10 protein-coding genes are annotated in these 13,797 nt (G+C 65.2%); 6 read left to right on the top strand and 4 right to left on the bottom strand.

Annotation, left to right across the window (positions count from 1 at the left end; genetic code table 11):
- Positions 1–96 precede the first annotated feature (96 nt).
- Positions 97–798, top strand: coding sequence for a hypothetical protein (locus ACWGKS_RS24080; protein ID WP_358507882.1), 702 nt, complete (start codon positions 97–99; stop codon positions 796–798).
- 384 nt (positions 799–1,182) lie between these two features.
- Positions 1,183–2,265, top strand: a complete 1,083-nt coding sequence (locus tag ACWGKS_RS24075; protein ID WP_358507880.1) for a type I restriction endonuclease — start codon at positions 1,183–1,185, stop codon at positions 2,263–2,265.
- Positions 2,266–2,299: 34 nt separating this feature from the next.
- Here ACWGKS_RS24075 and ACWGKS_RS24070 read toward each other — a convergent pair whose 3' ends face one another.
- Genes ACWGKS_RS24070 through ACWGKS_RS24060 form a run of 3 tightly spaced genes read right to left on the bottom strand, consistent with a single transcriptional unit; the run spans position 2,300 to position 5,748 of the window.
- On the bottom strand, positions 2,300–2,989 hold the full coding sequence (locus ACWGKS_RS24070; RefSeq protein ID WP_358507878.1) for a hypothetical protein: 690 nt from the start codon (positions 2,987–2,989) through the stop codon (positions 2,300–2,302).
- A 42-nt stretch (positions 2,990–3,031) separates the two neighbouring features.
- Positions 3,032–3,979 carry a 5'-methylthioadenosine/S-adenosylhomocysteine nucleosidase family protein gene (locus ACWGKS_RS24065; RefSeq protein WP_358507876.1) on the bottom strand — a complete coding sequence of 316 codons (948 nt, stop codon included), beginning with the start codon at positions 3,977–3,979 and terminating at the stop codon, positions 3,032–3,034.
- Positions 3,976–5,748: a hypothetical protein gene (locus ACWGKS_RS24060; protein WP_358507874.1), complete on the bottom strand. Its 1,773-nt coding sequence runs from the start codon at positions 5,746–5,748 to the stop codon at positions 3,976–3,978. The genes ACWGKS_RS24065 and ACWGKS_RS24060 overlap by 4 nt, the downstream gene beginning before the upstream one ends.
- Positions 5,749–5,838: 90 nt before the next feature.
- On the opposite strand from ACWGKS_RS24060, the gene ACWGKS_RS24055 reads away from it, so the two are divergent.
- The 4 genes from ACWGKS_RS24055 to ACWGKS_RS24040 all read left to right on the top strand — a co-directional run bounded on the left by ACWGKS_RS24055 (position 5,839) and on the right by ACWGKS_RS24040 (position 10,018).
- Complete coding sequence (locus tag ACWGKS_RS24055; RefSeq protein ID WP_358507872.1) at positions 5,839–6,552, top strand: NUDIX hydrolase; 714 nt, start codon at positions 5,839–5,841, stop codon at positions 6,550–6,552.
- 547 nt (positions 6,553–7,099) lie between these two features.
- Entirely contained in the window at positions 7,100–7,384 is a 285-nt protein-coding gene (locus ACWGKS_RS24050) for a hypothetical protein (RefSeq protein WP_358507870.1), read from the top strand.
- A 76-nt stretch (positions 7,385–7,460) separates the two neighbouring features.
- Positions 7,461–8,081, top strand: coding sequence for a restriction endonuclease subunit S (locus tag ACWGKS_RS24045; RefSeq protein ID WP_358507868.1), 621 nt, complete (start codon positions 7,461–7,463; stop codon positions 8,079–8,081).
- On the top strand, positions 8,078–10,018 hold the full coding sequence (locus ACWGKS_RS24040) for an N-6 DNA methylase (RefSeq protein ID WP_358507867.1): 1,941 nt from the start codon (positions 8,078–8,080) through the stop codon (positions 10,016–10,018). The genes ACWGKS_RS24045 and ACWGKS_RS24040 overlap by 4 nt, the downstream gene beginning before the upstream one ends.
- Positions 10,019–10,127: 109 nt before the next feature.
- Here ACWGKS_RS24040 and ACWGKS_RS24035 read toward each other — a convergent pair whose 3' ends face one another.
- The gene (locus ACWGKS_RS24035) at positions 10,128–13,574 is read right to left on the bottom strand and encodes an AAA domain-containing protein (protein ID WP_358507865.1); all 3,447 of its coding nucleotides are present in this window, start codon (positions 13,572–13,574) and stop codon (positions 10,128–10,130) included.
- Positions 13,575–13,797 lie beyond the last annotated feature (223 nt).

The following is a 13,797-nucleotide window of genomic DNA, read 5'->3' as shown; positions in this document are numbered from 1 at the left end:
TGAGGCTCTGGTTCGCAATCCCTCGTCCGAGTGAGTCAAGAGTCCTTTCCGGTTCGGAATTCGGTGCGGACGGCACCGGGAAAGCGGTGATCTGCCATGTCCGATGATTCGGTGCGCACGGAGGACGGTGCACTCGACCAGCTGCGGGAGGGCGGCCGTAGAAAGCCGTCGCTGCCCCTGGTGCTGATCGTGGTCGGGGCGCTCGGCGCGGGAGCCCTCCTGGGGTGGTCGTCGCGAGCGCCGGAGCGCACGCCGGTCTACCTGGAGTTGTCCGAACGGCACGAGTCGGCCGGATCCGACCTGGAACAGGCTCTGGAGAAGGAACTGGACTACCAGGACACCATCAGTGGGCTGCGCGAAGAGGTGGAACAGCTCGAACGCCCCTTCCGGGAGCTGGACGAACGCGAGGACGGATTGGACGACCGGGAAGAAGGGATGGACACCCGAGAGGGTGAGCTCGACGACCGTGAAGGCGATCTGGACGAACGCTCCGAAGAGCTGGACCAGCGAGAAGAGGACCTGGACACCAGGGAGGGCGAGGTCACCGACCTGGAGACCGAAGCGGAGGAGAACCGCTTCCCCGGCTCCGGGACCTTCCTCGTCAACGACGAGATCTCACCGGGGACCTACCGCTCTGGGGACACCGCGAGCTGTTATTGGGCGAGACTGTCCGGAACCGACGGTTCCTTGGATTCGATCATCGCCAACAACTTCGGCGGTGGCCGTCAGATCGTGACCATCAGCGGTTCGGACATGGCCTTCGAGACGAGCGGCTGCGGTGAGTGGAACCGGGTCTGAGTCTCGGGCGGTCCTTGAACCCGTGGTCCGATGCCGACCAGGGTTGTTCGTCCCGGGTGGACGCCCTCCCCTGCGACACCACTGCGGGACGTGTCGTCGAAGGTCAGTGGGCCAGAGTGCGCCTTGTCCGCACCGAGATTTAATCGTTAACTATATTCACAAGTAACCCGTGTATTGTGCTAACTGTGAAGTGATCGATGTCCTTGATGATCAAGACGATGGAGAAGCCCTCCCGGTTTACCGGGGTGGGTGGAATGCCCCCAGAGGCGAAGCCTGTCCTGAATCCGCATGTCCCTGCGGCCTCGTCGTGAGAACAGGCCCTGCCTCTGACATCGATCTTTCCGATTGCCTGGTTCTCCGGCCGAACTTCGTAGGAAGGTCGCTATGGAATTCTCCGAGAAGGTCTCCGCTCTCAGCACCAAGGTGCAGAACCAGCGGGAGATGACTCAGACCGAAGAGGCGGCCAAGACCGCCTTCGTCATGCCCTTCATCGCGACGGTCCTCGGATACGACGTCTTCGATCCGCGTGAGGTGGTCCCCGAGTTCACCGCCGATGTGGGGGTGAAGAAGGGGGAGAAGGTCGACTACGCCATCATGCGCGACAACGAAGTACAGATGCTCATCGAATGCAAGAAGTCGAACGGGACTCTGACGATCGAGAACGCCTCACAGCTGTACCGGTACTTCTCCGTCACCAACGCGCGGATCGCCGTCCTCACCAACGGCGTCGAATACCAGTTCTACACCGACCTCGACGCACCGAACCGGATGGACTCCAGGCCGTTCATGGTGCTCGACCTCGGTGACGTCGACGAGAGCCTCCTGCCCGAGCTGCGCAAACTCACCAAGTCGTCCTTCGACCTGAATTCGGTGATCGACGCCGCCGAGAAGCTCAAGTACATCGGCGCGATCAAACGCACTTTGGCGGAACAGTTCCAGGAGCCCGAGGACGAGTGGGTCAAGTTCTTCGCCGGCCGCGTCTATGACGGATCCTTCACCAAGCGGGCGCGCGAGCAGTTCACCCCGCTGGTCCAAGAGGCCGCGTCCACCTTCCTCGACGACCAGGTCAACATCCGGCTGAAGAAGGCCTTGGAGACGACACGTCCCCAGTCCGATTCGGTGTCGGTCGACAGCGCGGAGGTCGCCGAGGAGGACCTGGTCCGAGGCACCGGGATCGAGACCACCCTGGAGGAGCTGGAGGGATACCAGGTCGTCAAGGCGATCGCGTGCAGCGAGGTCAAACCCCAGCGGATCGCACAACGGGACTCCAAGAGCTACTTCGCGATCCTGCTGGACGACAACAACCGTAAGCCGATCGCGCGTTTGCACTTCAACGCCAAGTCGAAGAAGTACCTCGGCACCTTCGACGCGGAGAAGAACGAGACCCGCCATCCGCTGGGATCGATCGACGAGATCTACCTCCACGCCGACAAGATCCGTGAAGCGGTACGCGGTCATCTGGACTGAGGGCCGTGATTCCTCTCCTCCTCTGGCCGGTTGTTCAGCTGTTCGGTGCTCCCGTGTCGGGGCTCTGCTCCGTCGGTACCGCCTGTGCACCGGCCCAGGTGGTGGAGAAGAAATGGAGGGCGGCCTCGTAGAGCACACCCGGAGCACGCACGTACAGGCAGGGGGAGTGCCGCCCGTGCCTACCCCGGTCGTAGAAGGTGATGTAGGCGGCCTGGTCCGTGACGATGACGCGGTACAGATGAGGCAGATCGAATCGGCGGAGTTCGATCCCCTCCCGGCCCTTCGCCACGGAGCTCAGATAGGAGGTGTTGGCGCGGATCTGGTTTCTCAGCAGATCGGGGGTGAACCCCGGGTCGATGGGTTCCAGCTCCGCGGCCCGAAGCGCCAGCCATTCGCCGGGAACCGCGTCGGGATCGGGCAGTAGAACCCGCACGGATTCGACCCGGCCGGTGGTATCCGACCACAACGGCGTGAAAACGTCCCTGGTGAGGGTGTTGCCCCGGCCGGTCAACACCCTCACCCAGCGAGCCCGCGCCAGATCCCGAGTCACATCCTTCTCCGCCGACGACTGCCGTCGGTACACGCGGTGCACACCGGTTCCGGTCAGCCGGGCGAGTAGGGCCACCAGCCACCAACGAGGGCGGGAGGATCGTATCCACCCCACGAGGACGAGGATCATCGTGGCCAGGATCGAACTGAGCACGCCGAGGACGAACGCGACCATGTGATCACTTCCCTTGTTCGGATCGCTGGCGACCAGAGCGGGTCAGAGTAGATACGGGAGTAGTTCGTGGACGACGTGCGCCGCGTTGTGCGCGGCCAGAGCATGGGCGTCGTCGTCCTTCTGCGCGTCCGCTCCGTCCGAGATGCCCCGAACCACGACCCAGTCCGGGTTGCCTTCACCGCGCACCGAGTTCTCCTGCCAGAACTGGCTGAGCCCGCCCGACTCCATGTCCACGGCCATGACCTTGTCGTTGTAGTGCTTCAGCCACTGCCGCTCTTCGGCGTCTTCGTGGGCGATCACGGCCTCCCCCGAACCGATCAGGCCATGGTGGACCTCGAAGCTGCGCTTACGGTGCCCGTTGACACGGCCGCGGATCACCGCCGGCTCTCCCCGGTCGGTGAAGTAGGCGTTCGCCGCGTGGACGACGCGTGCCGGTGCCTGCCGTTCCTCACCACGGCGCTGAACGCGGTCGCCGGCCGTGATCTTGCGTGAGTCGTAGTAGACGATTCGGGTCGAGACGATGACGTCACCGATACGGCCACCGCCGGCGCGGCTGGGGGAGTTCCCAAGTCCGCCTCCGATGCCGACCAGGACCCACAGACGTGGGGAGAAATGGTGGCGCAGATGGTCTAGTGCCGACATCACCGAACGTTGCCCGGGACCGAGGGTCTGGGTGGCCACCACGCTCGCCTTACCACTTTCGGTGGAGACGTCACCGGCGCTGAAGAACAGGCCTTCTTGTTTGCGGGGCCGCTCCAGTCCCAGTTCGTCGAGGATCGCTCGTGTCTCCACGGGCAGGATCGTGACGATTCCGACGTCCTTCCGCTGGTCGGACTCGGAGTGCGCCGAGGAGGTGCGTACCTGCAAGGGCCGTGTGGGGTCCGAGGGCGTGATCATCTTCGCCTGGTCGCCGACCGCGGTGTTGGTGAAGCTGTTGGTTCCGCCCATGTTGACGATGCCACTGTTGTTCGGAGGTTGGTGGAGGCTCATGCGGCTTTCCCGTTCTGTGAGGCATTGGGGGTGGAAGGAGGGCTCTGCGTCTGCTGGTGCGCCTGGTCGCCGACCGCGGTGTTGGTGAAGTCGTTGGTTCCGCCCATGTTGACGATGCCGCTGTTGATGATCTGTAGCGCGCGATCATCGAAGTCGGAGATGTCGACACCGTGAGAGTCGAGGAAGTCGCTGGTGGCTTTGAGCAGCCGCTGTTCGACGTTCTTGATGTGGCCGAGAAGCGTGGTCTTGTCGAGTTGGACCTTGCTCCAGTCCTCCGCCAATTCCTGGCGAACGCTGATTCGACTGCCGATCCCGATATTGCGGCGAGGAACGAGGGTGAAGTCGATGCCGCGGAGCACCAAGGCCCGGTGTAGGAGGCCGGAGAGGGCCTTGGCCAGGTAGAACGGGTAACGGGTGATGCGTCCCAGTGAACGGATGTGGCGGGGGAGCCGGAACAGGTCGTGCCAAGCGGCACTGACGATGGCCCGTTTTCCGTGCTGGCCGAACTCTTCCGCTTTACGGAAGTCGTCCGGATTACGGGTCAGTGCGCAGGCCGCGAACGCCAGGCTCAGCGTTCGGCCACGCACCCTTACCTGGAGCAGTACCGTTGCGACCAGCTCTCCCCCCGCGTCGGGGACGCTCACTTCGAGGAAGTGCTGGTGCGCGGAGTCCTGTCGGTCGATGATCCGGCGCATCGCGACCGGATCCACCGATTCCCGCAGGATGGAGCGGTCAGTGGACACGTCCGAATGGGAGACGTAGATACGGTCGCGTACCTGCGCCGGAAGACGGACGTTCTCATGGTCGTCGCGAAGGTCGGCGACAGCCGCGCGCAGGTGGTCCATCAGTTCGTGCGGCTTGAAGGGCGGGTGCCGGTGCTCCCGTTCGTGTAAGGGCTTGTCGTCGCTTCCCTTGCGCAGGAGTTGGACGCTCATGGGTGGATTCCACTGGTGGATCAGTTCTCCCGCTCCGATGAAGGGTGATTCCTCACCGAAGAGCGTGAACACGCCCGCGTCCTCGTCCTCGCCGTCCTTCTTGTGGGCGGGGCGTTGGTAGACCACACAGGGATGCTTCTGCTGCTCGTCGACGACCTTCTCCCGATGGGAGAGGCGTTTGGGCCTGAGAGCGGTGGCTTTGTGAGCGTGGTTGATGCACGCCTGGCGCAGACCGCCGACGATCGCGGTGAGGAGGGCGACGGCGCAGCCCAGGTAGAGGGCCAGCGTTCCCTGAATGGGATGGGAGAAGGCCAGGACCACCATGGCGAGGGCAAGGACCAGGGCGAACGCGCCAGTGTTCTTGAGACGTTTGCTCTCCTCCCCGTACTTCCAGCTGGACCTGGAAGGCAACTTCGGTCGACGCTTTCGCCTCTTCTTCGTCAGCAAGGGCTCTTCGGGCCGTGTGAGCTCCTTGGAGATCCGCCAGGCGTGGTCCAGGAGTACGAGAAGTACGTATCCACCGGCGACCAACAGGGTCGTCACCGTGAATCCCCAGAAGTAGGGCGTGGCGAGGGCGGTGAGCAATCCCGACCTCGACAACGAGGTCAGGTGCAGGGACAACCACGCGTGGCGCATCACCGGAACGAGGTCGAATTCGTAGGAGGGGGCCGCGCGTCGTGAAGGGGCCGTACATACCTGTTTGATGACGAGGTCTCGGAAGTCCTCGTCGATGTGCACACCGGTACAGAGGTGACGGGTGGCCCCGGTCGGTTCCTCCTGTTCCGGAGGAGGGCGAAAAACAGGGGATGGAGAGACGTGATCGGTGATGGACATGCACTTCTCCTGTGCCGATCCAGTTAAGGTCGGGATGACCATAAGTGGATCGGATGGTTAAAGTCAAGATGACCTTTAAGGGGGGTCGCAGTGGACGAGCGCTTGGCGCGAGCCGTTGACGTGGGGTTGTCCCTGGTCACGGTGGATCTGGCCATCTTCACCATCAGGAACGGAGCGTTGATGGTTCTGTTGATCGAGCGAGGGGAGGAGCCGTTCCAAGGGCACTCGGCGTTGCCCGGCGGGAGGGTCCGAAGACAGGAGACCCTCGACCAAGGTGCTCGGCGCGAACTCTTGGAGGAGACCGGGGTCGACGGCTCTCGGCTTCACCTGGAACAACTCGGTGCCTTCGGCGATCCCGGTCGTGACCCGCGGGGGCGGGTCGTCACCATCGCCTACCTGGCCTTGGGGGCGGACCTGCCCGAGGCAGTGGGGGGAAGCGATGCGGCGCATGCCCGTTGGGTGCCGGTGGAGGAGCTCGTCGCGGTGTCCACCTCCTTGGCCTTCGACCACGACCGAATCCTCGGTGACGCTCTGGAGCGTGTTCGGGAGAAGCTGGAGTACACCACCGTCGCCACGGTCTTCTGTCCTGAACCGTTCACGCTCAGCGAGTTGCGGGCGGTCTACGAGGTGATCTGGGGGCGTGAGCTGGATCCCAGCAACTTCCGACGCAAGGTCACCAAGGCGGAGGGGTTCGTGGACCCCACGGGAGAGCAACGCGCCCAGCCGGCGGGGCGGCCGGCGGCCCTGTACCGCAAAGGAGGGTCCTCGATGCTCACGCCGCCGCTACTGCGTTCGGTTTCGTGAACGTGGTCGGGCGCCCGTGCGTGGAGGAAGGCCGTAGTCCCATCGCGCGCCCCGCATGAGTGGTCACCATCCAGGTTGTCTGGGCACCCGCGATGAGTTGTGGCGAAGCTGCCTTTGCTAATGCCTCGTGGGATGAGGACTCCACTCTTCTCCGGGCGTGCGGTCGAGGCCTCTATGGGGAGTTCCTGATAGTGACTTGAGTCACATTGTTGCCGCTGATTCTGTCGGTAATAAATGAATACTCGTGGCGATTTCTCTTGTCCAGTCGATGGGGCAGGAGATATGTGGTGCTGTGTTCCGCATGTCTGGATTTTTGGTTTGCACTGGATGCCCTCTCCTCCTGTGTGCTTCTCAGCCAACCTAGGTTTGACAATCTGTTTGTGCTAGCTTGGGGGCGTACTCGAAACCGTTGGCCGGCTCGAAGTCACGGTGTCAGGACCCGCACCGGAGCCCGTTCGACGGACAGACCGCACCCGCCCGTAAGGGTCGGAGCCTAAGGGAGGGTGCGGACGGCGTCAGTGATCATCACGAACGTTTTGGAGAGCAGTTGCTCAACACCCCCGACGAACACGACGAACACGACGACCAGGAGCGCCAGAACAAGGCCGGATCCCGGCTGAGGAAGACCGGTCCGGCCCTGTTCGGATTCGTCATCGTGATCCTCGTGATCATCGTGCCCTTCGGCTACGACAGTGAGGAGCTGGGCGCCCTCTTGGCCGCGGCGGCCCTGTACTTCGCGCGGAACGCCCCGGCGACGATGAAGGCCAAGGCCAAGAAGTTCTTCGCCGACACGGCCGAACACTTCTACGGGTGCCGAACCTGTCAGGCTTGACCACTCGGGGGCGCCTCGGCGGGCGCCCCCGCCCCCACGGGGGCCACCCCCGAACAGATCAGACAGAGGAGAACCCATGCGGCCAGTAGGAGCGGTGCCCCCCAAGCGCACTCCTCTCGGCGCGGTCGCCGAGGTCAAGGCCGGTCCCTCCGGGGCCCGTCTCAAGGAACTCGGTGACCATCCCCGAGGGCTTCCCGTCATCACCCCCGCCGACTTCACCGAGGCCCAACGGGTCGATTCGCGCAACGTGCGCAGGGTTCCCGAACGGGAAACGAAACCCCTTGAGGCCTATCGGTTGGAGGAAGGGGACCTGCTCGTCGTCAGGCAAGGGGCCCTGGGACGTCTCGCCGTCATCGAATCGGACCAACGGGGATGGGTCTACGGCTCCTCCTGCCTGCGGGTACGGATCAAACCCTCCAGCCAAGTCCACCCCTCCTACCTGGCCGCCTACCTGTCACAGCCACGAACCCTGGAACGCCTGAAGGGACCCGCGCTGTCCAGCACCATCCCGTCGTTCAACGCCACCGCGCTGCGCGACTTGGAGATCGCGGTACCCGAAGCCGCACAGCAGGAGAGGATCGTGGCGACCCTCACCGACATGGACGGGGCCATCGCGGCCAGGCTCGCCGTCGTGGAACGTATGAAAGCCCTGCGCCCCTCCGTTTTCGAGGCGCTACTCGAAGGGAAGCCCTCATGAGTGAGCCGGCCGTGGTGGTCCGAGAATCCGACGAATTGCTGCGCATCGCCGAGAAGCTGGCCGCTGGAAGCCTCGGCGAAACCGCCGGGGTGGTGGCGGCGCTGCTCGTTCTGGGAACGGACATGGAGCCGGAGAGCGACCAGTTCCTTGGGGACACGAGCACGCCGCGGAGCCGACTGGCAAAAGCGATCGAAGCCCCGTCACCACCCTCGCGGGAACGGCCCGGGGGCCTACAGAGGCAATGGGATGACTGGCTGGAGGCGGCGAACCGTCGCGAACTCTTCGCCAGCGAGAGGCCCTTCCGCGATTTCCCCTCGGAAAGGTTGACCGAGGCCGCACGGGCCGTTCACCGTCTGTTGCTGCGTCTGCCCGAACGGGAGGGACGGTACCTGGTCGGGGAGATCTTCGACCGTTTCCTGAGCCTGCTGAGCGAACGCCAGGGGATTCGGGGAGACGAGTTCTCGACACCACGTTCGGTGAACGAACTCATGGTCCGGCTGGCCGAACTCCGACTCGGGATGGTCGTGGGCGACTTCTACGCGGGGCAAGGCGGGACCCTCATCGCCGCCTTGCACCACGTGGGCGCCCCGGAACGCGGTGAGACACCCATCAGTGGATCCGAGGTGAACCAGGCGAGCGCGTTCTTGGCCAGGGTCAACCTCCTCCTGCACGACACCGACCCGGGTCTCATCCGGCATGAGGACGCGCTCAGCACATGGCGCCCGACCGATGACGAAGGTCGGAGCTTCGACAGGATTCTGTCCAACCCTCCCTTCTCCCTCCACTACGAGCAGGAGAGCTACCGGACCCCACCAGGTTTCCTCGGCCACACCTCGGGATCCAAATCCGAACTGATGATGCTCCAGCAGATGCGGGCCTCGATCAGACCGGGGGGACGCGTCATCATGGCGATGCCCCATGGCCCCCTGTTCCGCGGGGGACCGGAGGAGCGTATCCGCCGTGCACTCCTGGAGCGCGGAGAGATCGAGGCCATCGTCGGAATCGGGCCCAACCTCTTCCAGGGAACGGCGATCCCCTCCTGCCTGATCGTGCTTCGAAGTCCCGTCCAAGACCCCGGGGAATCAGCCGACGTGCTGTTGATCAACGCCGAGCGGGAAGTGGAGAAGGGGCGTAACCAGAACCGGTTGGAACCGCGCCACATCGAGAAGATCACAAGGGTCTTCCAGTGGCGAGCCGAACTACCGGGCTTCTCCCGGCTGGTGCCGTACGAGGAGATCGCCTCGAACGCGCACGACCTGAACATCCGCCGATACATCGATCCGCCGGCGCGGCAATCTCCCGACCTTCGAGCCATGGTCAGTGGAGGGGTTCCTCCCGAAGAGGTCGAGCCGGTTCGGGCGCGATTCGCCGCGTTCGGGCAGCCCCCTGAGCGATTCTTCGAACGAGACTCCCACGGTTACCTGTTCCCTCAGAGCACCGACGGGTTCGCCGGGGTGATGAAACAGCTCTCCACCCTGGCCGGTCCTGTGGTCGGGGACCTCGTCGAGAGGCTTCGACACTCCTGGCCGGACATCGTTCACCAGGCGCATCCGCCCACCGCACGCCCCACCCTCGGCGCCTTCAGGCAGAAGCTGGTCGATGGTTTCTGCACCGAGCTCACCGAAGCGGGTGTGCTGGACGAATACGAACTCGCCGGTGCCCTCGCCCAGGTGTGGGCGGATCATGCCTACGAGGTCAACGACCATTTCCACGAGGATCGTCGTGAACTGCTGGAGTACGTACGTGTCCGGTTCGTCGAACCCCTGAGTGGACAGATCGACGAGCTGGTCGGACACCGTCAGCGAGCGCTCGCGGACACGGTCCGTCAGTGGAGCGAACGTTACGGGCTCCCCCTGACCCATCTGCTGGAACAGAGCGCCCAGGCCGACCGGAGGTTCCAGGAAAGGTTTCGGGAACTGGGTCTGGACCTGGACTGACGCCCGAGTCGGAAAAACCGGGGCCTTGACGGTCACCCACGTGGCTTCCTCGAAGGCCACCTTCTTCGGTCCCTTCGAGGAAGCCGCGTGGAGACGGGCACCTCAGTGCTCACCCCCGGTTCTGTGCTTCTCGCCGAGGCAGGTGACGTCCCAAGGTCTGGAAGTGGTGCCGGTCGGCCCACGCGGCGTGGTCGCCGATCACGTAGAGCCTGCGCTTGGCACGGCTGGCGGCCACGTTCAGCAGGTTCGGCGTCTTGGCCGCCCACTCCATGGCCCCTTCTCGATCGGGGGAGCCACCCAGCACGAACACCACCACGCCGGCCTCCTTGCCCTGAGAGGTGTGGATGGTGCCGCTGCGCTTGACGGGCACCCCGAACCGTCGTGCGATCCGGCCCACCTGCGTGGCCACCGCGCGGAAGGGCGCCAGCACGAACACGTCCTCCATCGGATACCCGCGGCGCTGGAGACCACCCAACAGCCACTCCAGCGCCTCGCCCTCGGCGGGCCGCCAGTGGTCGGGTGAACCCGGCCCCGGCGCGGGAACGTTCACCCACTGACTCCGAGGCAGGTCCAGGTCCGCGCGTGGAGGGGTCCCGTACACCATCATCCCGTCGTAAGCGACCAGGTTGGAGATGGTGAACATCGGGTCGTCACACCTGCGGTGCACACGCAAGGGCGCCCCCACCCACAGGGGTTCCTCCTCCGCGCGTTCGAGCAGGGTGCCGAGCGGAGTCACCGCATCCGCCAGCGCCTGCACCGAGGTGCGGGCGGGCAACCACCGTTCCTCCACACCGAAGTGCGCGCGTAGGTGCTGTTGGGCGGGCAACGACAGCGAGGTCACCGGCTCCAACTGGAGCGGGTCCCCGACGATCACCGCGCGCCGGGTCCGCCACAGCGCGCCCACCACCTGCTGTGGGGTGGCCTGACCGGCCTCGTCGACCAACAGCCATCCCAGGGACTGGGAACCGAAGGCCTCGAAGAGCCGGGAATAGGAGGCGAAGGTCGAGGAGACCACCGGGACCACCAGGAAGAGGCTGCGAAGGGCGTCACGGACCAGTTCGGCCGGGGCACCACCAGCCTCCCCGGAGAGCACCCGCACCGCGGCCCGTAGGTTCGCCGCCATCTTCTTGGGCACCGCGTGCAGGAACGCCTTGTGCACCTCCAAGGCGGCCAGGAACACCTCGGTGCGGGCGCGTGTCAGCTCAGGGTCGCTCCAGGGGGCACCGCGTTCACGCTCTTGTTCGTCGGGGGCGGGATCAGCGAAGGGAACATGGTCGGGCCACTCTTTTCGGGCCTGGGCCACGACCTTCTCGGTGGCGGCCGACCGCCGCCGATGCTCCTCGAGTTCCTGGTGGGCGAGGGAGAGGCTCCGCTCGCACCGGTTCACCTCGTCCTTGGCCCGATCGGCCGCCGCCTTGCGCTCCGCTTCGACGCCGCGATGACGCTCGACCTCGCGCAGGAGGTCGTCGTCGCGCCTTTGCCATTCCCTCAGCCTGCGGCCCAAGGAGAACAGGACGTCCCAAAAACCCGGCTTGAACTCCCAATGCGCGGTCCGCTCACCCTCGGCCGACTCGCGTTTCTTCCGGGGTTCGACCAGGTCGAGTTCGCTCTGCGCCAGCCTACGAACCGCGCTGCTCCGCTCCTCGTCCCGCAGTCGCAGTGCCCTTTCGGTGCGCTGGAGGCTTCGCCTCATTTCGGGGAGCCGCCTCAGTTCGCGGGCCACCGAGGCACGGGAGCTGACCAACCGGTCCCGCTCGCGCAAGGCGCGGGTGAACCCGTCGATCGCCGCGCGCCAGTTCCGAACGACCGCGCCTTGACCGCCACGGCTCGCCTGATCGAGCCCCTTGATCAGGTCCTGCATGCCATGCTCGCCTGTGGAACCATCGGGGTGGTTTCCCCACCAGAAGCGTTTGACGAAGTTGCGCCGGTTGCGCGCGTTGCCCAGCTGCGCGGCCAGCGTCCCCCACGCCTTCTTGTCGCCATCGAGCATGTTGGTGGCGGTGGCCGCGAAGTAGTCCGTGTGCGCCCAACGTTCGTCGATGGCCTCCCGGCCCGGGATCTCGGTGGTGACGTTGTCGACCGCACCGTTGTTGGTCGAGGCGACGACGATCTCGAAACCGGTCAGTTCCGGTCGTAGACGGGGAAAGGCGGTACGCCCTCGGGAGGTCTCCCAACCGTCCCATTCCTTGGTGAAGGCCTCCCATGGTTTGTCGAAGCCGGACAACACCCGGGCCCGCTCCACGATCACGTGGGCGATCAGGTCGCGCAGCAACGTCGTCTTCCCGGTCCCGGGAGGGCCGTTGACGGCGAAGAGACCGGGGCGCTCGCCCAAGCGCTCCACAACGCTGTTGATCGCGATCTGCTGGCTCAGGGCCAAGGGATGGGTGTCCTTGGCGGGCCAGCGACCGGCCGGGGTCAGTTCAGGGAAAACCCTTTCCGTCGCGGCGTCGCCCTCCGCCCGGATGTCCTCGCGGGAGATTCCGGACACCTCCTTGGAGGAGGAGAGATAGGAGCGCAGAGCGGGGCCAAGGTCGCCCGCTCGCACCGCCCCGGCGACCTTGGCCAGGTCATCGGCGATGAAGCTGTTCAACAACGGGGTGTCCGGTGGCTCCACCTCCTCGTCCTCGGCCGGACCCGTGTCGGTGTCCCCACGATGCCGGGCCAGAAGGGCCTCTTGGCGCTGGGCTTCCTCCTGAGCCCGTGAAAGCGAGACCGGATAACTGCGGATCCGCATCCCGAGTTCCAAACGCCCCTGTACCGAGAGCAGCGATGCCAGGACCCGTTGCAGGGCCTTCAACTCGTCATGTCCCAGGGAACGAGTGGTGGAGGAACGTGGGGCGCTCTCCGTCGACGCCCCTGCGGACACTTCACCGGACGCTTCCGCCGAAGTCTCCGCGGAAGCCAAGAATTCGGCCTCGACCCCCTCCATCTCCACTGCGAGGGAACCGGCGACCTCGGCCGACACGCTCAGCGAAGCACGAACGGCCTCCCAGAGCTCGAACAGGGGAGCCGTGACCAGGCCGCCGTCCACCAGGGCGAGCAGTGCTCGGGTGGGGGCGGGGCCGGGCTCGGCGACCAACCATTCGTACAGGGTCTCGAAGCGCTCCTCGGCGGTCGCGAACCCCTCCAACCAGTCCTTGCTCCTCGGCCCGGGACCTAAGGTCCTACCGATGGCCCAGCCACAGGTGGAAACGGTCTGGGCACCGAGCAGGGCCTGTCCGTGTTCGTCCACTTCGAAGGCGCCGAGCGCGGTCTCCGAGCCGACTCGGGACTCCACCTGGCGTGGGTCGGCCCCGAAGACCTGGTCGAGAATGGTGTGGGTCTCCTTGGTGGAGAAGACGCCAAGGTAGACGGTGTGCCGCCAGACGGTGTTGCGCGGTGGGCGCCTGTTCTGGAGGGGATGCCCCTTCTGCCAGGGCAGGGGAAGCCCGGCCTCCACCTCGTAGACCGGGGTGTCGCCTCTGAGGTCGGGGCGGTCCACCTTTTGGGGTTCGAACAGCTCGACCGCCCGCCAGAAGTCCACGACACGTGCGCGTTCCTGGTCGCCCCTGGCCACAGCTCCCGCTTTCCGTTTCGAAGTGCACGGACACGATCTGCCCGTGGAACGTTACCCATCGTTGATATCAGCTGTGGGACGGCGACCCATCCGAAAGATGGTGTATCGGTGGTGGAACGACCGATGTTGGCCGCAACCGGCCAGAAGAGGGGCGGGTGGGCCTCTTCTGGGTTCTGGCCGGACACGGAGCGAGCTGCCAGGAGACGGGTGTGATGCTCGCAAA

It is taken from the genome of Nocardiopsis sp. NPDC055879 (genome assembly GCF_053615935.1).
Note: the sequence above shows the minus strand (reverse complement) of the source record. Positions and strands in the feature narration are given on the sequence as shown.

Bases quoted from the DNA above. Each gene is read 5' to 3' on its own strand.
- ACWGKS_RS24080 (WP_358507882.1), top strand. From the start codon at position 97: ATGTCCGATGATTCGGTGCGCACGGAGGACGGTGCACTCGACCAGCTG.
- ACWGKS_RS24075 (WP_358507880.1), top strand. From the start codon at position 1,183: ATGGAATTCTCCGAGAAGGTCTCCGCTCTCAGCACCAAGGTGCAGAAC.
- ACWGKS_RS24070 (WP_358507878.1), bottom strand. From the start codon at position 2,989: ATGGTCGCGTTCGTCCTCGGCGTGCTCAGTTCGATCCTGGCCACGATG.
- ACWGKS_RS24065 (WP_358507876.1), bottom strand. From the start codon at position 3,979: ATGAGCCTCCACCAACCTCCGAACAACAGTGGCATCGTCAACATGGGC.
- ACWGKS_RS24060 (WP_358507874.1), bottom strand. From the start codon at position 5,748: ATGTCCATCACCGATCACGTCTCTCCATCCCCTGTTTTTCGCCCTCCT.
- ACWGKS_RS24045 (WP_358507868.1), top strand. From the start codon at position 7,461: ATGCGGCCAGTAGGAGCGGTGCCCCCCAAGCGCACTCCTCTCGGCGCG.
- ACWGKS_RS24040 (WP_358507867.1), top strand. From the start codon at position 8,078: ATGAGTGAGCCGGCCGTGGTGGTCCGAGAATCCGACGAATTGCTGCGC.